The 18,451-nt window shown below is 67.4% G+C and carries 19 protein-coding genes; 8 read left to right on the top strand and 11 right to left on the bottom strand.

Features of this window, described 5'->3' with window-relative positions:
• Positions 1–31: 31 nt before the first annotated feature.
• Positions 32–685 carry a DUF6474 family protein gene (locus WAX14_RS00245; RefSeq protein ID WP_422626096.1) on the bottom strand — a complete coding sequence of 218 codons (654 nt, stop codon included), beginning with the start codon at positions 683–685 and terminating at the stop codon, positions 32–34.
• Positions 686–825: 140 nt separating this feature from the next.
• Between WAX14_RS00245 and WAX14_RS00240 the strand changes: the two genes are divergently transcribed.
• On the top strand, positions 826–2,379 hold the full coding sequence (locus WAX14_RS00240) for a TM0106 family RecB-like putative nuclease (RefSeq protein ID WP_422626097.1): 1,554 nt from the start codon (positions 826–828) through the stop codon (positions 2,377–2,379).
• A gap of 805 nt (positions 2,380–3,184) precedes the next feature.
• Here WAX14_RS00240 and WAX14_RS00235 read toward each other — a convergent pair.
• The 7 genes from WAX14_RS00235 to WAX14_RS00205 all read right to left on the bottom strand — a co-directional run bounded on the left by WAX14_RS00235 (position 3,185) and on the right by WAX14_RS00205 (position 9,173).
• Positions 3,185–3,952: an SDR family NAD(P)-dependent oxidoreductase gene (locus tag WAX14_RS00235; protein ID WP_422626095.1), complete on the bottom strand. Its 768-nt coding sequence runs from the start codon at positions 3,950–3,952 to the stop codon at positions 3,185–3,187.
• Positions 3,953–4,065: 113 nt separating this feature from the next.
• Positions 4,066–5,328: an MFS transporter gene (locus WAX14_RS00230; RefSeq protein WP_422626094.1), complete on the bottom strand. Its 1,263-nt coding sequence runs from the start codon at positions 5,326–5,328 to the stop codon at positions 4,066–4,068.
• Positions 5,325–5,804: a MarR family winged helix-turn-helix transcriptional regulator gene (locus WAX14_RS00225; RefSeq protein ID WP_422626093.1), complete on the bottom strand. Its 480-nt coding sequence runs from the start codon at positions 5,802–5,804 to the stop codon at positions 5,325–5,327. Before WAX14_RS00225 ends, WAX14_RS00230 begins: the two co-directional genes overlap by 4 nt.
• Before the next feature lie 96 nt (positions 5,805–5,900).
• Positions 5,901–6,596 carry a TMEM165/GDT1 family protein gene (locus WAX14_RS00220; RefSeq protein ID WP_422626092.1) on the bottom strand — a complete coding sequence of 232 codons (696 nt, stop codon included), beginning with the start codon at positions 6,594–6,596 and terminating at the stop codon, positions 5,901–5,903.
• A 263-nt stretch (positions 6,597–6,859) separates the two neighbouring features.
• Complete coding sequence (locus WAX14_RS00215) at positions 6,860–7,387, bottom strand: peptidase (RefSeq protein ID WP_422626091.1); 528 nt, start codon at positions 7,385–7,387, stop codon at positions 6,860–6,862.
• 176 nt (positions 7,388–7,563) lie between these two features.
• Positions 7,564–8,349 carry a VOC family protein gene (locus WAX14_RS00210; RefSeq protein ID WP_422626090.1) on the bottom strand — a complete coding sequence of 262 codons (786 nt, stop codon included), beginning with the start codon at positions 8,347–8,349 and terminating at the stop codon, positions 7,564–7,566.
• 200 nt (positions 8,350–8,549) lie between these two features.
• The gene (locus tag WAX14_RS00205) at positions 8,550–9,173 is read right to left on the bottom strand and encodes a superoxide dismutase (RefSeq protein ID WP_422626089.1); all 624 of its coding nucleotides are present in this window, start codon (positions 9,171–9,173) and stop codon (positions 8,550–8,552) included.
• A 300-nt stretch (positions 9,174–9,473) separates the two neighbouring features.
• On the opposite strand from WAX14_RS00205, the gene WAX14_RS00200 reads away from it, so the two are divergent.
• The 3 genes from WAX14_RS00200 (at position 9,474) to WAX14_RS00190 (ending at position 11,970) form a co-directional block, all read left to right on the top strand.
• Positions 9,474–10,562 carry an acyltransferase family protein gene (locus WAX14_RS00200; RefSeq protein WP_422626088.1) on the top strand — a complete coding sequence of 363 codons (1,089 nt, stop codon included), beginning with the start codon at positions 9,474–9,476 and terminating at the stop codon, positions 10,560–10,562.
• Positions 10,563–10,572: 10 nt separating this feature from the next.
• Positions 10,573–11,241 carry a peptide-methionine (S)-S-oxide reductase MsrA gene (gene msrA, locus WAX14_RS00195; protein WP_422626087.1) on the top strand — a complete coding sequence of 223 codons (669 nt, stop codon included), beginning with the start codon at positions 10,573–10,575 and terminating at the stop codon, positions 11,239–11,241.
• 147 nt (positions 11,242–11,388) lie between these two features.
• Positions 11,389–11,970, top strand: coding sequence for a hypothetical protein (locus WAX14_RS00190; RefSeq protein WP_422626086.1), 582 nt, complete (start codon positions 11,389–11,391; stop codon positions 11,968–11,970).
• 106 nt (positions 11,971–12,076) lie between these two features.
• Here WAX14_RS00190 and WAX14_RS00185 read toward each other — a convergent pair whose 3' ends face one another.
• Entirely contained in the window at positions 12,077–13,006 is a 930-nt protein-coding gene (locus WAX14_RS00185) for an LLM class F420-dependent oxidoreductase (RefSeq protein ID WP_422626085.1), read from the bottom strand.
• A gap of 343 nt (positions 13,007–13,349) precedes the next feature.
• Here WAX14_RS00185 and WAX14_RS00180 point away from each other — a divergent pair, with 343 nt between their 5' ends.
• From WAX14_RS00180 to WAX14_RS00165, 4 genes are all read left to right on the top strand, one after another.
• Positions 13,350–13,691: a rhodanese-like domain-containing protein gene (locus WAX14_RS00180; protein ID WP_422626084.1), complete on the top strand. Its 342-nt coding sequence runs from the start codon at positions 13,350–13,352 to the stop codon at positions 13,689–13,691.
• Between the two features lie 119 nt (positions 13,692–13,810).
• Positions 13,811–14,725 carry a DUF4328 domain-containing protein gene (locus tag WAX14_RS00175; RefSeq protein ID WP_422626083.1) on the top strand — a complete coding sequence of 305 codons (915 nt, stop codon included), beginning with the start codon at positions 13,811–13,813 and terminating at the stop codon, positions 14,723–14,725.
• Positions 14,722–15,495: a glycerophosphodiester phosphodiesterase family protein gene (locus WAX14_RS00170; protein ID WP_422626082.1), complete on the top strand. Its 774-nt coding sequence runs from the start codon at positions 14,722–14,724 to the stop codon at positions 15,493–15,495. Before WAX14_RS00175 ends, WAX14_RS00170 begins: the two co-directional genes overlap by 4 nt.
• A gap of 9 nt (positions 15,496–15,504) precedes the next feature.
• On the top strand, positions 15,505–16,425 hold the full coding sequence (locus WAX14_RS00165; protein ID WP_422626081.1) for a DUF5926 family protein: 921 nt from the start codon (positions 15,505–15,507) through the stop codon (positions 16,423–16,425).
• A gap of 52 nt (positions 16,426–16,477) precedes the next feature.
• Here the strand turns inward: WAX14_RS00165 and WAX14_RS00160 are convergent, their stop codons facing one another.
• Complete coding sequence (locus tag WAX14_RS00160) at positions 16,478–17,032, bottom strand: ferritin (protein ID WP_422626080.1); 555 nt, start codon at positions 17,030–17,032, stop codon at positions 16,478–16,480.
• Positions 17,033–17,154: 122 nt separating this feature from the next.
• Positions 17,155–18,451: LCP family protein (locus WAX14_RS00155; protein ID WP_422626079.1), on the bottom strand; the 1,297-nt coding region annotated here is incomplete at its 5' end.

Here is an 18,451-nt window from a genome sequence, read left to right as displayed (position 1 = left end):
GCGCAGGATCGGACCGGTCGACACGGTTCGCTCAGCGCACGCCGAGGCGAGCGAGCAGGTCGGCTTCGATGCCGTCGAGTTCGGCGGAGATCGCTGCGTGCGCCGAACGGCGGCGCTGGGCGGGCATCTGCTCGGCCGCACCGATCGCCGTGGTCAGGTCGGCGAGCCGGGCGCGGATGGCGTCGGCGAACTTTTTGGTTTCGGCATCCTGCGGATGCCGCTCGACGATCTTGGCGACGGACTGTTCGGCACCCGCGACGCGGGCACTGAGCCGTGCGCCGTGCCCGGTGTACTCGCCGAGCTGGTCGATCGCGATGCCCATGCGCTGCGCCCGGCGTGCGTCCAGCTGGCCGCGCAGCGCGGTCACGGCCTGGTAGATCAGCGGCACCAGGACCGGCGCCAGCAAACGCGCGACCCCGAGATAGCGGCGCACCTTCGCCGCGGTGAAGCCCTGCGATGCGACCGCCTTCTCCTGTGCCTTGAGGGTGGCGACCTGCTGCTTCTCGATGCGGGTCTGCGACCGCACGAGTTCCTTGTCGGTCTTGGCCTGCGCCTTCGCGGCCCGCCGGTCCCGTTTCGACTGATTTTTCGCGCCGAGTTTCGCTTCGAGCGCGGCCTTGTGTTTGAGGGCTTTCGCCTCGGCCTTGCGGGTGGCGCGACGCTTCCGCCGGTTGAACAACGCCATCGAACAGCACCCTCCATTCGGTGTGACGGCGCAGCAGCGCCCGAAAAGCGGGCCGCCTGTGCCGGTGGTATCGGTTCACCTTAGGACGAATACTGTGGATCGTTGTGAATGCACCCATCGAAAAGCGGAGATCGCCCGTCCTGATCGACGCGAGCGCGCTGACGAGGTGCCGTCACCGGGTGTATCTGGACGCGACATTTCCCGAGGACTTGGCGGTGACACCGGAACACTCCGGAGCGAAACAGCGGCAGGACGCCGCCGCCGCACACCGCGACGTGATCCGTGGGCAATTGTTCGACGCCCAGCCCGGCTGGGTGCAGATCTCCGCCGACCAGCCGGCATCCCGCCGCGCCGAGGACACGATCCGGGCGTGCCGTGCGGGGGCGGACCGGATCTGGGGTGCGGTGCTGCCGTCCGACCGGGAAGCGGGACGCCGCGGCCGGTCCGAGATTCTGCTGCGCGACAGCGACCGCGGTGGCTACATTCCGGTGATCGTCGTCAATCACAAGGTCACCGATCCGGGTCGCGGGGCGACCACGACCGGGTTGTTCGCGTGGGAACCCGCGGTCGACGAGACCCGCAAGGTCCGTAGCCAGCCCCGCGACCAGATGCGCCTCGCGCACCTGTACCGGATGCTCGAGCGGCACGGACTGGCCAGCCCCGTGCCGGTGGCGGGGGCGGTCGGATACGGCGGCGACTGCATCTTGGTGCACGACCTGTCCGAGGTGCTCGGAGACTACGACGAGCGGTTCGTGGACCGGATCGCGATCGCGCGCGGTGAGGTCGCCACCGCACCGGCGCAGATCGCGGAATGCCGGACCTGCCCGTGGTGGGGTCGGTGCCGTGAGCAACTCGTCGCGGCGCACGACGTGTCGCTGGTGGCCCCCGGCCAGCGGGCGACGGTACTGCGTGAACTCGGGGTGTGGACCGTCGACGAGCTGGCACGGTGGGACGGGGCGGCACCCGAAGTGTGGCCGCAGGGGTCGTTCGCGGACAGTGTGGTGTCCGCGAAGGCATGGTTGGCGGGGGCTCCGCTGGTGCGGCGCTACCCGCACGTGCACGTGCACCGCGCGGACATCGAAGTCGACGTCGACATGGAGAGCTACCACGAGCTCGGTGCATACCTGTGGGGGACGCTGCACAACGAGGGCGGTGCGGCCGTGTACCGGCCGTTCGTGACGTGGGATCCGCTGCCCACCGGGGACGAGGCCCGCTCGTTCGGTGAATTCTGGGCGTGGCTGTCGGATCAGCGGAAGGTTGCGGAGCGTCGCGGGAAAACGTTTGCTGCATATTGCTATTCACGTAGTGCCGAAGACAAGTGGTTGTTGTCGTCGGCGCGCAGGTTTCGTGGCCGCCCCGGAGTGCCGAGTGAAGCCGAGGTACGCGCGTTCATCGACTCGCCCCAGTGGGTCGACGTGTACCAGGTCGTGACGGACCAGTTCGTGTGTCCGAACGGCAAGGGGCTCAAGAAGATAGCGCCACTCGCCGGCCACCGATGGCGCGACGACGAAGCCGGTGGCGAGGCGTCGATGAGCTGGTACCGCGCGGCCGTCGGGTACGACGGGATGTCCGATCCGACGCAGCGGCAACGACTGCTCGAATACAACGAAGACGATGTCGTCGCGACGAAAATCCTGCGTGAATGGATGACCGACCGTGCGGTGCAGGAGATTCCGAACATAGACGACCTCTGACGACGCCGCGAGGCGGGTGTCCGCCGAACGAATCAATTCGCCCGGTACCTGTGGTGGACGGCGTCACATCGATATAGATTGCTGTTCAAGTGATTCGAGGTCGGTGCCGGACGATCAGCCGAAGTTCTACCGGCACTGAATTTTTCGTATCCACTGTGGATTCGGCCTGTATCGGAGGACGTATATGCTGCGCACGTCGTTGATCTCTGCCGCCCTTGTCGGCGTCGCCGTACTGTGCGCCACCGCGGCAGTGATCGCCGTATCGGTGGCAGGTGTTCCCCGTGCCGGGAGGGGCACAATCCGCTCACGTGTCGCGGATGCATTGGCCCTCCATCAGCGTTCTTTCTCGCTGCTCCCGAATTCGTACCTGTTCCCGATCTAGTCGTCGGCCGGCGAGCCGGGCTCGCCGATCCACCACGAAAGGCTCGTCAAGTTGCGTAGAACTCTGGTTGTCGCCGCACTCACCGTCGCTGTCGGTTTCGTACCGACCGCCGTCGCGGTCGCGGCTCCCGCGCCCACTCCGTCCTCGTCTGCCGTCGACTCGCTGCGACACCCTGCGTACGCGTCGGGTTGTGGGATCGGAGACGGCGGCACGGGATCGAGTGGCGCGGCCGCGTTGGCACTGTCGCTCTTGTGCGAGTTCGCCAATCGGCTCGGAACAGGATCCGCCGATACCACCAACCCCGGACTGCCCGCCGACGGTACGGGCGGATAGGCGGTCCTGGTACCGGCGACGGACACCGCTTCCTCGGGGTGTGGGAGCGGCGTCCGTCGCCGGTGGTGTTCGGGTTCGGTGGTGTTCAGATCAGCGGGGTGCCATACGCAGCGCGCCGTCCATACGGATGGTCTCGCCGTTGAGGTAGTCGTGCTCGACGATCATCTGCACGAGCTGCGCGTACTCGGCGGGCTGGGCCAGACGCGACGGGAACGGCACACCCGACTCGAGGCCCTTGCGGTACTCCTCGGTGACACCGGCGAGCATCGGGGTGTCGACGATTCCGGGGGCGATCGTGTTGACGCGGATACCGAACTGCGCGAGGTCGCGGGCCGCCGGGACGGTCATCCCGTGCACACCGCCCTTGGATGCGGAATACGCGATCTGCCCGATCTGCCCCTCGAATGCCGCGACGGATGCGGTGTTGACGATGACGCCGCGCTGACCGGCGTCGTCGACCGGGTCGGTCTTGGCGACGGCGTCCGCGGCCAAGCGCATCACGTTGAACGTACCCAGCAGGTTCACCGTGATGACCGTGCGGAACAACTCGAGGTCGTGCGGGCCGTTCTTCGACAGGATGCGCCCGGCCCAGCCGACACCGGCACAGTTGACGACGATCCGCAGCGGCACACCCGACGCAACGATCGTGTCGACCGCCGCTTGCACTTCGTCGGCGCTGGTGACGTCGGTGGCGAGCAGCGTCACACCCTCGGGTGCCTTGCCGCCGACCCGCTCGATGGACTGGGCGAGGTCGAGGCCGAACACGGTTGCGCCCGCGTCGGTGAGGCGCTTCGCGGTGGCCGCGCCGAGTCCGGAGGCCGCTCCGGTGACCAGCGCTGCGGTTCCCTGAATTTCCACTGCCGTACTCCTGTTCCGGCGCCCTGTCGGCGCACCTGGTCCTGGTTCGAACCCCAGTTTGGTTCGAACCCCAGTTTGGTCGAACCCTAGCGCGGTGGCAGGGATGCCGGGAGTTACGGGCGACTTTCGTTGGCCGACAAGGAAAGTGGTTCGAGGGCGCGCCTGCGGCCGCGCACCAGCAGTAGCGCGCCCAGTCCGGCCGCGACCACGCAGGCGAGGGCGCCGAGCAATAACCCGGCTCGGCCGCCGAACTCCTCACTGACCCACCCGGCGAGGGGACCGCCGATCGCGGTGGAACCGAGGAACGCGACCGACCACAACGCCATGACACGGCCGCGCATCGCCGGATCCGACGCGAGTTGCAGGGAACTGTTCGTGGTCGCGGTGAACGCGGTGCTCAGTCCGCCGACGAGCAGCATCGCGGCGACCATGAGGCCGAGGTTCGGTGCGGCCGCAGCGGCCGCCATGACGACACCGAAGGCGAGTGCCGTCACCAGCAGCGGTTCGATGCCGGTGCGGCCCCACGTGGCGATCACGAGCCCACCGACGATCGAGCCAGCGCCCATCGCGGCGGTCAGAAGCCCGTAGCCGCCCGCTCCGGCGAGCAGTACCTGGTCCGCGACGACGGGCAGAACGACCTGGAATTCGAAGGCGAGGCAGCCGACGAGCGCCATCATGAGCAGCGGGACCGCGAGATTCGGGCTGCGCCGCACATATGTCAGGCCCTCACGCAGTTGGCCGCGTACCCGCCGGGCTGGGGGCGTCGGGTTCAGTCGGGTCACGTCGAGACGGAGCAGCGACGTGACGACGGCGACGAAGCTGGCCGCGTTGAGCAGGAAGCAGACGCCGATGCCTCCGGCGGCGATGACCAGGCCGGCGACCGCCGGCCCGACCATGCGCGCGCACGAGGCCAGCACGGACTGCAGACTCACGGCATTGCGCAGGTCGTCGGGGCCGACCATGTCGAGCATGAACGACTGGCGGGCGGGATTCTCGAAACACTGATTCAGCCCGAGTGCCACGGCGAGCACCCACACGTGCCACAGTTCGACGGTGCCGGTGACGGTCAGTAGACCGAGGATCAGTGCTTGCACGCCCATCATCGTCTGCAGCCCGATCATGAGCTTGCGTTTGTCGACCCGGTCGGCGACGACGCCGCCGTAGGGACCGATGAGCAGCATCGGCACGGTTTGCAGTGCGAGCACCACACCGATCGCGGTGCCGGAGCCGGTCAGTTGAAGGACCAGCCACGACTGGGCGATGGTCTGCATCCAGGTGCCGATCAGGGAGACCACCTGGCCAGTGATGTAGCGGCGGAAGTTCGGGCCGCGCATCGCGGCGAAGGTCTGGCCGCGCAGGTCGGCGAGGACTGTCACGGGCGGCACCCCGGATCGGTCATGCTCGCGGCGAGGGCTTCCAGCGCGGGCAGCGCCAGGCGGATCGTTTCGCTGTGTTCGTCGGACAGTGCGTTCAGGTTTTCGGCGAACAGTGCGGTCCGGACTTCGCGTAGGTGCAGAAATCGTTCGCGGCCGGCTTCGGTGATGCGCGCCAGCACCACACGTTTGTCGTCGGCAGCGGGGGAGCGGGTGAGCAGGTCGGCGTCCTCGAGTTTGCCGAGCATCCGCGACAGCATCGTCGGGTTGAGGCCTTCGATGTCGGCGAGTTCGCGCACGCCGATCTCGTTGTGCCTGGCCACGGTGGATAGCAGCGAGAACTGGGTGCGGGTGAGGCCGTCCTCGCCGGACGAGCGACGGTCGACGCGGCGGGCGATCTTGCCGAAGGTGACGCGTAGCCGCGCGATCTCGTCGGTGTCGAATCGGGTGCCGTCGAATCGTGCGCTGTCGTCGTCCACGGTAACCTCCGAAAGTATTTGCCTATCGGCAAGCATACTCCCGTCGGTCACCGAGTTGGGCGACGTGTGATCGGTGGATCGGGTGCGGAAGCCGGCTCAGTGGTCGACGGGAACGTACGGTTCGTCGGCGCTCCGGCGCCCCCGCAGGTACCCGCGGACCACGGCGGCCACCACTGCTGCGGCGAGTGTCGCACCACCGGCGATGAAGCCGGCAGGCGTCTCCGGCGCCAACCCCTCACCGAGCATCCAGGCGCCGAATGCGAAGAACAAGGCGGCCGCGCCGAGCCGGATCGTGTTCTCCGGCAGATGCTTACCGAGCAGTGCGCCGACAACGACCGCGAGGGCGTCGGCCGCGACCATGCCGATCGTCGACCCGATCCACACGCCCGCCCAGTTGTTGTCCGCCGCCAGCGTGATGGTGGCGAGCATCGTCTTGTCGCCGAGTTCGGCCAGGAAGAACGCGGAGGTGACGGCCAGGAACGCCGACCGGGTGACCCGGGCGGCCTTGTTCTGCTCCTCCTCGTCGAGCGAATCGCCGCGCAGCGTCCACAGTCCGAAGAACACGAAGGCAATACCGCCGACGATCGCGAGGGCGGCGGACGGGATTGCGACGCCGAGATAGTGGCCGACGGCGACCGAGACCAGATGCACCGTGGTGGTCGCCACCAGAATGCCGGACAGCACCACCCACCAGCGATAGCGCAAGGCGAACGTCATCGCCATGAGCTGGGATTTGTCGCCGAGTTCGGCAACGAAGATGACTGCGAAGCTGAGTGCGATCGCGGCGAGCATCCGGCTGTCCTCCTGTCGTGATGGAGGAAATGGGCTTCCTCCGGACGCCGACGCGGGACGCATCGACGACCGAAGGTCTCGCCCACCGGAGCTGATCGGTCCGGTTCACCCGGCCGGGCCGGACCCGGGTGGGTTCGTGCCAGTGTGTCGACCGAGCGATTGGGGGCTACTCCCCTTCGCTGCGGAAACGATAGCGCGCAGAGCATGAAATGGCAAAGGACACAATAAGTTTGGAGACCCGAACTCGTGAATGCGGGAACGGGTCATGCGGCGAGCAGCATCGCCAGAATCGCGGTGTCGGGGTCGCTGTTGGGATCCACGCCCACGCGGCTGACCAGGGCCGTCACCGTGCCGTCGGCCTCCGCCTCCACCCATGCCGCGCGATGCTCGAGCCCCAGATGCGGCAGACCCGGCAGAAGCACACACCCCGAGGCGACGCCCGCATTCTCGGGCAGCGACGGCGTCGTCTCCGACGGCGGATGCAGCATGATGAGCGCGGGTGGCTGATGTACCGCGAACCGCCCCGGCTCGACGGCCGCCGCGCCCAACACCGGACCCTCTGCCACCACCAGCCCGACGGTGCCGGGCTCCGGGTCGTCGGGCAGTTCCTCGCGCACCCCGAAAACCGTGGACGTGGGCAGCAGGCCGGGAAGTGACGCGACACGCACAGTCAGCGCCAGCAACTGGGTCCACTCACGGGTCGTCTCGGGCCAGCGTCCCGAGACCACGAATCCGCGCAACGACCCGGCGGTATGGAAGGCGGCGAGCTCGATTCGTTCGTGTCCGTTCATCCCGCGACCTCCCCTGTCGAAGTTGTGTCGGCGCGCAGCGCCGATCGGTACACCTCGTTGGGTATATGAGAAGAATGACCGGTTCCCCGGCTGGCACACAAGGGGGACCGAGTGCCAGATGCCGCGCAAGGACTCCCGGCACTCACCCGACTGCTGGCGGAAGGTGAGCGGACGGGTCACATTGCGGGTGTCTCGGTGGGAGGTTCGATGACGCCGAACGGCTCACCGTCGGGACCGGTGACGACCGCGACCCGACCGAACTCGAACGCGTACGGCTCCAGGAGTACCCGCGATCCGCGGGCTTTGGCGCGCGCGATCGCCGCGTCGACGTCGGGGACGTTGAACGTCACCGACCAGTAGGGCGGCTGGTCGCCCTCGACCAGACCGATGCCACCGGCGGGCCGGTCGCCGCCGGGCACGCGGAACATCGCGTACTTCATGTCCCCGGAGGACATGTCGTCGTAGGTGTAGCCGAAGACGGTGGAGTAGAACTTCTTGCCGTCCTCGAAGTCACCGACCATCGCCTCGCACCAGGCGACCGAACCCGGCGAGTCGTAGACGTTGAAACCGGTGTGCTCGCCCGACTGCCAGACGCCGAAAGCCGCGCCGGTCGGGTCGGTGAAGACCGCCATCGAGCCGAGCGCCTCGAGCTGCATCGCGGGGACGGCGACGCCGCCGCCGGCCCCGGTGACGGCCGTGCCCACGGCCTCGGCGTCGTCGGTTCCCAGGTAGGTCGTCCAGAATCCGGGTGGCGCATCCACCCCCTCCATCGGCGGTGCCAGTCCCGCGGCGGGCTCGCCGTCCACGAGGGCCATGAAGTAACCGCCGAACTCCTCGCCCGACTCCGTGAACTCCCAGCCCAGCACGTCCGCGTAGAACGCGCGCGAGGCCTCGGGGTCGCTGATCGAGATGTCGACCCAGACGGGTGTCCCCGCGGGCCAGCTCTCCGGATGAATCGCCATCGATGACTCCTGCGTTGGTGCTGCCGGGCGCGGGCTCGCTCCCGACTTCGGTGGATCGCAGCGCGCCCCAACGGTATCGCTCGCCACCGACAAGGATCACCGGAACTTCGGGATGCCCCGCCCTTCATTGCGGGGAGCGGTCACGGACAAGGGGGACACCGGATTTCCGGTGTCCCCCTTGTGCAGAGCGTGCGGTGTGACTAGACGATCAGACCGGCGGTCTGGGTGCGGGCACGCTCGAAGCGGGCCTGGACGTCCGCCCAGTTCACGATGTTCCAGAAAGCCTTGACGTAGTCGCCCTTGACGTTCTGGTACTGCAGGTAGAAGGCGTGCTCCCACATGTCGAGCATGAGCAGCGGAACGAGGCCGATGGAGATGTTGCCCTGCTGATCGTAGAGCTGCACGATCTGCAGACGCTGACCGATCGAATCCCACGCCAGGATGGACCAGCCGGAGCCCTGGATCGAGTTCGCGTTGCCCGAGAAGTGGTCGCGGAACTTGTCGAACGAACCGAAGGTGTCGTCGATGGCGGCAGCGAGCTCACCGGTCGGCTTGTCGCCGCCCTCGGGGGACAGGTTCTGCCAGAACACCGAGTGGTTGGTGTGGCCACCGAGGTGGAAGGCCAGATCCTTCTCCAGCTTGGTGGCCTGCGCGGCGATCGTGCCGTTGTCGCGGGCCTCGGCCAGCTTTTCGAGGGCCGTGTTGGCACCGGCGACGTAGGCCGCGTGGTGCTTGCTGTGGTGGAGCTCCATGATCTTGGCGGAGATGTGCGGCTCGAGGGCCGCGTAGTCGTAGGGCAGTTCCGGAAGCGTGTAGTCAGCCACGAAGAGTTCCCTCCATCTGCGGACCGGTCCGGCCCGCTCATGTTTTCGGTACTTCTGGGTATCCACCCAAACTCATAAGTACACCTGCCGCAACCATCGCTCGCAGCCGGTTGCGGCATACCCGTGGCAGCGCCGTCGAGGGCCGTTGGGCTGTTCACCTTCCGACCAAGGCCTCCACCTGCGCAAACACCGCCCGATTCGGCCCGAAGGTAAACGAGACATTAACATTGCCGGGTGTTCCGGCCACTCTCGATCGATCCGGCACGCGGCGAACCAGCCCCGCGTGTCGAGTTCCCGGGTGTGAATCTGCTGAAAACACTCGCCGTTCTGGCCGTCGTGTATTCGCACATCTCGTTCTATCTGATCGACGATCTCGGCACCGGCTGGTGGGCGATCGACCTCGTCTACGACATACTCGTCGACGGCGCGAAGCTCAACCAGCACCTCTCGTTCCTCGGTGTTGCCGCCTTCATGATGCTGACCGGCATGCTCATCACCCGGTCGGCGATCCGACAGGACGCCCGGCCGTTCCTCATCGCGCGCGGCGCCCGGTTGCTGCCCGCATTCTGGGTCGCGATCCTGTCGGCGATCGTGCTGGTCCGGCTCGGCATCAACGGCATGTTCAGCGGCCAGACCGGCGTCTCCAACGTCGAAGCAGGCCTCAGCTTCGTCCTCGGCGGATTCTTTCTGAAACCGGAAGTCGCCGTGCTCGGCGTGACGTGGACCCTGGCCGTGCAGATCACGTTCTATCTCTACTGCGTGATCGCGCGCCCGCTGCTCCGGGCCGCACCGATCGTGATGCCGACCCTCGGCGCCGCGGTGTGCATGTTGGTGATCTTCTACAACCTGTACATCCCGCACCCGTACGCCGTGCCGTTCCTGTCGAAGATCGCCGCGACCCTCCCGACCGTCTTCCTCGGCCAGATCATCTACCTCGGCTGGGCGCGGCTCACCGGACCCCGCGGACTCGTGTTCGCGATGCTGGCGCAGGTCATGGTGGTCTGGGTGGCCACCGACTACCAGGTGTACTGGGCGGGCACCCGCTACCTCTGGACGATCGTCGTGGTCACCGCCACCGTGGTGCTGCTCGCCCGCTACGACGGCCGGCTCGCCCGCTCCCGCGTCGTGTACTGGACCGCGACCCGTAGTTTCGCGATCTACCTCGTGCACACCCTCGTGTTGTACCGGGTGTACGAGAACACCGTCGGGCATCTGGGTCCCACCGGCGCCGTGCTCGCGTTCGTGGTGGTGTGCGCCCTCGTGTCCGAGGCGCTCTACCGCTTCGTCGAGGTACCGGCAGGACGCTGGATCACCGACCGATGGGTCCGTCGCGCGCCGTCGACCGGCGCCGTCGCCGCGTCCCGGACCGACAGCGATGCGCGCGCGTAGCATCGAGGCCATGTCCTGGTTCGACGAGATCCTGTCCCGCACAACCGCCAAATCCGTGATGATCACCCGCGAGCAGGCACTGCCCGGACGACCAGACCCCGTCCCCGTTCCCGATGCCCACCACGTCAACGGACATCGCCTCACACCACCGTTCCCGGACGGTCTGCAGACCGCGGTCGTCGGGATGGGCTGCTTCTGGGGTGCCGAAAAGGAATTCTGGGGACTCGACGGTGTGTACTCCACCGCCGCCGGTTATGCGGGTGGCTACACCCCGAACCCCACCTACGAGGAAGTGTGCTCCGGACACACCGGACACACCGAGGTCGTGCTCGTCGTCTTCGATCCTCGAGTGATCGGATACGGGCAGATCCTGCAGCAGTTCTGGGAGAACCACGACCCGACGCAGGGCATGCGGCAGGGCAACGACCAGGGGACCCAATACCGGTCCGCGATCTACACCTTCGACGAAACGCAGATCGAAATCGCCGAAGCCACCGCGGAAGCATTCGGCACACGTCTGACAACTGCAGGCTACGGCGCCGTCACCACCGAAATCGCCCCGCTGACGCAGTTCTACTACGCCGAGGACTACCACCAGCAGTACCTCGCGAAGAACCCCAACGGCTACTGCCCGGTACACGCGACCGGTGTGAGCTGCCCGGTGGGCCTCGGTCTCTGACCCCGCATCGGAAGCGGCTGAACGGCCATTCTTTCGGTCGGCAGTGTGATATAAGCCCGATTTCTTGATCTCGGCCAACCGGACGATCACCCTGAAAGAGCAACATTCGTCGGGGGAAGGACCTGATTCGGGATGCGGAACAGCACGGTGGCGTACTTGCGAACGGCACGCCGAGCATCTCGACACCGGAACCGGCTCGTCCGCACCACCGATCGGATCGAGGCGCGCCTGACCACCGCGCTCGTCCTCTTCGTCGTTGCGATGATCCCCATGACCGTATGGGCGGGGGCCCGCGTCTGGGATACCCAACTCGAGTTGTCGGCGCAGCAGCTCGCCGAACGAACCCTGGTGACGGCCACAACCGACGGCACCCCGGAACTTCCCGTCGTCGTCTACAGCGAGTTCGCGATTCCCGGCCCCCTCGAGGTGCCTGCATCGTGGACGTGGGGCCACGAAACGCGGCACGGCACCATCACGGTCGATACTTCCCTGCCCAGCGGCAGCCGAACGCAGATCTGGGTGGATGCGGTCGGCGAACCGGCATTGCCGCCGATGAACGCCGCGAACGCGAAGGTGTCGGCGGTGGTGGCGGGGGCGTCCGGCTGGGTCGCATCGGTGTTGCTCGCCGGCGCTGTATTCGCTCTCGCGCGCTGGCGCCTGGACCGTGCACGCACCCGACGGTGGAGCCGGGACATCGAAACCTTCCTCGGCTCCACCAGCAGCTACTGACTGGTGAGCACCGCTCAGTTCATCCGGTGAGCACCGCTCAGCGCACCTGGTGAGCACCGCTCAGCGCAATTGTTGAGCACCGCTCAGCGCACCTGGTGAGCACCGCTCAGCGCACCTCGGGTAGTACCTCCTGCGCCACCAACTCGAGCTGATCGAGATCGGTGAGATCGAGAATCTGCAGGTAGATGCGTTGGGTACCGACCTCGGCGTAGCGCCGGATCTTCTCGGCCACCTCTGCCGGGGTACCGGCCAGCCCGTTTTCACGAAGCTCGCCGACCTCCCGCCCGATCCGCGCGGCGCGGCGCGCGATCTCCTCCTCGGTGCGGCCACAGCACAGCACAAGAGCGTTCGACCACACCATGCTCGCCGGATCCCGATTCACGGCGCGGCAGGCGTCGCGCACACGCGCGAACAACTGCGCAGATGCCTCGGCCGACTCGAAGGGAACGTTGAACTCGTCCGCGAAACGTGCCGCGAGCGCGGGGGTGCGGCGCTTACCCTTGCCGCCGATGATGATCGGCGGACCCGGCCGTTGCGCCGGTTTCGCGAGCGCCGGAGAATCAAGAATCCGGTGGTGGGCGCCCTCGTACGAAAACGTCTTGCCGACCGGGGTTTCCCACAGACCCGTGACCACCGCGAGCGTTTCCTCGAGCTTGTCGAAACGTTCCTGCAGGGGCGGGAACGGGATGCCGTAGGCGAGATGCTCCTCCTCGTACCACCCGGCGCCCAACCCGAAATCGACACGACCGCCGCTCATCGCGTCGACCTGCGCGACGGTGATCGCGAGCGGACCCGGATGCCGGAAGGTTGCGGACGTGACGAGTGTGCCGAGACGGATCGTCGAGGTTTCCCTGGCCAAGCCGGCCAGCGTGATCCACGCGTCGGTGGGGCCGGGCAGGCCCTTGCTGTTCATGGCGAGGTAGTGGTCGGAACGGAAAAATGCCCCGTATCCGAGTCGCTCGGCCGTCTGGGCGACGGTGAGAAGATCGGTGTAGGTGGCGCCCTGCTGAGGTTCGGTGAAAATCCGGAGTTCCATAGCCCGATCCTTCCAGTTCGGCTCCTTCGGTTCGATACGGCTGCGTGCGCGTCGCACACCACCGGTACTGGTGGGACGGTAGGTGCCGATGCGGCACAGCACGATTCGACTGTGCCGTGGGGCAGAGGAGCAATATGCTCCCGCTGTGTCGGCAGGAGCTGTGGATACTCCCGAAAACTGGGGATGAACCTGTGGAAACTGTGGATAACTCCGGCGCAGTGGGGATCTCGGAGTTGCTTCTCGCCTCGAATGTGGCCGCCCCGTAACGGCCGCGTGACACGGCGGTGGCACCGTGTTGCACCGACGGCTGCAACACCCGATGACGCGTGCCACTATTGACGATGTGAGCTTCTCCGATGTTCCCACCGTGTCGGTCGACGACGTTCCCGAGTCCGGTGACGGTGTGCTGCTCCTGGACGTGCGGGAAGTCGCCGAATGGGATCTCGGCCATGCACCGGGCGCGATGCACATTCCGAGCGGGGAAGTGCCCGCCCGGATCGAGGACATCGACATCGACGCCGAAATCTATGTCGTGTGCAGGCAGGGGGGACGCTCCATCGGGGTCGTCGAATACCTGAACAACATCGGGTTCGACGCATTCCAGGTCGACGGCGGCATGGTGGCCTGGCAGCACACCGGCCGGCCGCTGGTCTCCGACGGCGCCACCCCGGCGAAGATCTACTGATGCCGCCCTACCAGATCTGCGTTCGCTGCGAACACCGCTGGCCGATCACGGGACAACCGCGCCAATGGTGCCCCGGTTGCCGCGGCCTGTTGCTCGCGCCGGTGGACACACAGCGCCCGATGCCACCTTCGCGCCGCAACTTCCGCTGGGTCGCCACCGCGCCTCCCGGCACGGCGGCGCCACACCGCACCAAGGCGTCCCGGCCGGGTCCGACCCCCCGATACGACGAGATGCCACGCTGGGGGCTCCGCGACCGCCGCACGATCGCGAACGTCGACGAACCGGACCGCGCGCAGCGACTCGCCGAACTCGCACCGACCCTTCTCGTCGCGACCGCAGTGCTGTTCGCGCTCGCAGCCCTCGCGGAAACCGCCCGCTACGGCTTGCTGCTCTTCAACCGCACCCGGCTCGTCGATCCGATTACCTTGGCGTTGTCCGACGCCGCCGTCGGGTCGACGCAGGTGCTGGCACCACTCGTCGCGCTCGCTGCTGTCGTCGCGTCGGCGTTGCGACTGATCCGGGTCCGGGAGCGGGTGTACGCGGCGCGCGGAACGTCGGATCCACGTCCACCCGCGCTGATCGTTCTCGCCTGCGCAACACCACTGGTCAATCTCGCATTCCCGGGGGTGTTCCTCACCGAGATCGCCGACGGCCGTCCGCGGCTGACCCGCGCGATCCGAGCGTGGTGGGTGCTGTGGATCGTCAGCACCGTGATGGCCGTCGTCACCCTGCTGTGGCGGCAGCACGATACCGTGCAGGCCCGCGCCGACGGAGTGGTCCTGTCCGCCGCGACCGCCGCGGTGGCGGCGATCGTCGCCGTCGCGACACTGCACGTGCTCCGACTGTTCGACGACGCGGACCTGCGAGGCCGGCCGCTGAAATACCGGCAGCTCACCGTCGCGTCCGGTCCGGCGCACTCGCCGATCGCGCCGATCACCCCGGTCGCGGCCGAAAGCACCGGACCGGCCGGGCGCGCGGGGCCTTCCGAGCCGTCGACGAAACAACCGGAACCTGCTGGGGCGGCCGCGCCATGACCGAACACGAAGCGCCCCGTGTCGTCGCACACCGCGGCGCATCCGCAGCCAAGGCCGAACACACCCTCGCCGCCTACGAGCTGGCATTACAGGAGGGCGCCGACGGTCTCGAATGCGATGTGCGGCTCACCCGCGACGGGCATCTGGTGTGCGTCCACGATCGCACCATCGACCGCACGTCGTCGGGCATCGGCGTGGTCAGCGAGATGACACTCGACGAACTGTCGGCCTTCGACTACGGAAATCCGGGCGAACCGGCCGGGCTGCTGACCCTGCGGCAACTCCTCGAATTGATGCTGGACTGGACCAGCGCCCCGGTGAAGCTGTTCGTCGAAACGAAGCATCCGGTGCGGTACGGCGCGCTCGTCGAAGCGAAGTTACTGGCCGAACTCGCCCGATTCGGGCTCGCCACACCGGCATCGGCGGATTTCTCCCGAGTCGTGGTGATGTCGTTCGCGGCGAGTGCGATGTGGCGGATCCGCCGGTCCGCCCCCCTGCTGCCGACCGTACTGCTCGGCGATACGTCGCACTACCTGGGAGGCAGTGCCGCGACGACCGTCGGCGCGACCGCGATCGGACCGTCGATCGCAACGCTGCGCGAGCACCGCGATCTCGTGGACCGTGCCGCAGCGTCGGGTCGCGCGACCTACTGCTGGACGGTCGACGACGTCGACGACGTCGAATTGTGCCGTGCGCTCGGCGTCGGCTGGGTCGCCACGAACCACCCTGGACGCACCAAGCAGATATTGACGGTGCAGGACGGCGTGTAGGTTGGCGCGGTGGCAAAGAAGAGCAAGAGAAACAGTGGACCCAAGCCCGGCAGCAACCGGGCCGCGAAGCTCGAGCAGCGGCGTGCCGACCGGGAAGCGGCGTCGTCCGCGGTGACTCGCCCCTTCGAAGGGCTCGCCGCCGAATGCGACCTGGTCGCGCTCCGCGAATTCGTGCCGTCGGCGTTGGTCGAGCTGCCACTGGTGACGCCGGTGGAGGATCGCACCCTCACCCTCGCGACGGTCTTGCCCGGCGCGGTCGCCGCACTCGTCCGGGGCGAGGGCGACGAGGTCGCCGCGTATGTCGGTCTCCAGGTGGCCGCACCCGGCTCGGATCCCGCCGCCGACCTCGGCGCCGCAATCGAGTGGGCGCGCACCGCCGACACCGGCACGTCGCTGCAATCGGCCGGTTCCGACGCCGACAGCCCGCGCCTGCAGGATCTCGTCGCCGCGGACGTGGTCCCGTCGATCACCGTGCATCAGGACTTCAACTGGTGGATTCCCGAGGGCGTCGAGGTCGCCGCCGACGTCGCGCACACCGTCGCGCACGCCAACGAGGCGATCATGCCGTCCGCGCGGTTGTCCGGTGACGGACTCGTCGGTGCCTGGTGGGTCGACGCCGGCGAGAAGGCACACCTTCGGTGGGTGCGGCCGGAAGACGAAGATGCGCTGATGGCCGCGCTGTCGCGGGTTCACGCCGCCGGCGGGCTGAACCTGGGTGAGGGATCCCGGTTCGCAGGTTCGTTCCGTACCCACGGCCTGCTGGTGCCGGTGTTCGACCTCGATCCGGAGAAGCACCCCGACGAGTGGGTCGCGGCGACCGTCGAGTTCGGTGCGCGGCTCGACGAGGCGCTCGCCGACGATGCTCCGCTCACTGCGGCGGAGCGCCGTTCCCGGGACGGCCTCCGCAGTCGCCAGGTGACGTTGCGCTGACCGTGCCGCGACCGGCACCACCACGGGGGTGCCGGTCGTCTCGGCGGTGAACTCAGATGGTGCCGCCGGCCGCGGCCGGGGCGTTCACGGCTGGTGCCGCGACCGTGCTGTTGATCTCGCGGGCGACGAAGTCCTCGATGTGGAACAGGCTGGTACCGGCCCGGTCGGCGACCGTGAGCAGCGTGTTCATCGTGGCGACCTCCTCGATCTGTTCCTTGAGGAACCACTGCATGAACTGCTCGCCGAGATAGTCGCCGTCGTCGCGCGCGGTGCGGGCGAGTTCGACGATCTGCTCGGTGACCTTCTGTTCCTGCACCAGTGCGAGAGCGATGGCCTCGCGGGCACTGTCGAACATCGACTGCACGGCGTCGACACCGGTCAGGTCGACGGCCATGTCGCGGTCCAAGAAGTACTGGACGATCATCATCGCGTGGTTGCGTTCCTCGACGGACTGCGCATAGAAGAGCTTGGCCAGTTGCGGCAGATCGGCATTGTCGAAGAACACGGCGATCGCGATGTACTGGTGCGATGCGGTGAATTCGTTGCGGATCTGATCGTGCAGCAGCGAATGGAACTTGCTCTTGTTCATCGCACCCATGGTTGTCATGCGAACCACGTTAGTGCAGGTCAGAGGCTTGCGCATCCAAGTGGAGGCTACGCTCACCAAGATCAGCGTTGCCTTGGCTCAATAGAGTGAGCCAAGTCTGACCTTGCTCGAGGCCCTGTTTGTCAAGGGGTCGGCGCGAGCAATTCCGGGGGTATCGGCTGATCGTCGACGAGCGCCTCGAAGAACGGAATCGCGCGGGCACGGTCCCACAACAGCACATTGCCGGAGCCCGCGACATCCTCGAATCCGCCGACCGGCACCGTCGTGGTCACCGTCTCGCCGCGCATCGCCCACGCCAGTCGCGCCAAGTCCCACAGATGGGAGCCGTCGTCGACCTCGAGGGTCGCCGTCGCTCCGGATGCGAGCGAGACCAACCGGAACGGATTGAGCATCGTGCCGAGTCCGGTCGCCTTCTCCAGCAACGCCGCCATGAACAATCGCTGGTTGTTCATCCGATCCAGATCGGCGAGGGGAGTCGCACGGGTGCGGACGAAGCCGAGCGCCTCCGGCCCCGACAGTTCCTGGCAACCCGCGGGCAGGTTGATCCCGGCCAGCGGATCGTCGATCGGATAGGGCACACAGATGTCGACACCGCCGAGTGCGTCGACGATCGAGGCGAATCCGCCGAATCCGATCTCGACGTAATGGTCGATGTGCACACCGGTCGCGCCCTCGACGGTCTGCGCGAGCAGAGCCGGCCCGCCGACCGCGAACGACGCGTTCAACTTGTCCTGCCCGTAGCCGGGGATCGACACGTACGAGTCGCGGGGCAGGCTCACCATCGTGGTGGCGCCGCCGCCGCTCGGCACATGGATCAGGATCATCGTGTCGGTGCGTTCCGGCCCGACCTCACCGCCGGTCGCCAATTCCTGTTCCTGTTCGGCCGTCAGCCCGGTGCGACTGTCCGATCCGACCAGCAGCCAATTGGTGCCGGGTGTGTCCGCGACACGATCCGGATAGTCGGCGAGCACGTCGATGCGGGTGAGCTTGCCGTCGAGATAGACCACCCCGGCGACCGTCAGCACGAGCACGGCAACAACGGCGAGGGCGACGCGTCGCGTCCACCGGCGGATCGCTCCCGGCCGGGGTCTGCGCGGAGCGGACGAGGGCGCGGGGCGAGGTCGGCGCGGTGGCGCATCGGGCGGACTCGATGCCCGACGCTGCTGCGCTCGGGCGTCACGCTGTGGTTCGCTGAAACGCTGTGGTTCGCTGAAACGCTGCGGCGTCTGCGGTGGTGCCCAGTCCCTCTGCTGCTGCCGGGGTGCCGACCGGCCACCCGGCGGCGGTGCGATCGGGCGTCGATGAGCCGGGTCCGCGGTCTGCGACCACGCCTGTTGCGGTGCGGCACGACCGTCGCGACGGATGACCTGCGGGCCTTCGGGCGGAACCGGGCGTGACGGCGGCATGGGACGGTGAGGC

Origin of the sequence: Rhodococcus sp. (in: high G+C Gram-positive bacteria) (genome assembly GCF_049299235.1) — a bacterium.
Lineage (GTDB): Bacteria > Actinomycetota > Actinomycetes > Mycobacteriales > Mycobacteriaceae > Rhodococcus.
The sequence above is the reverse complement of the archived record's forward strand: the minus strand, read 5'-3'. Positions and strand labels throughout refer to the sequence as shown.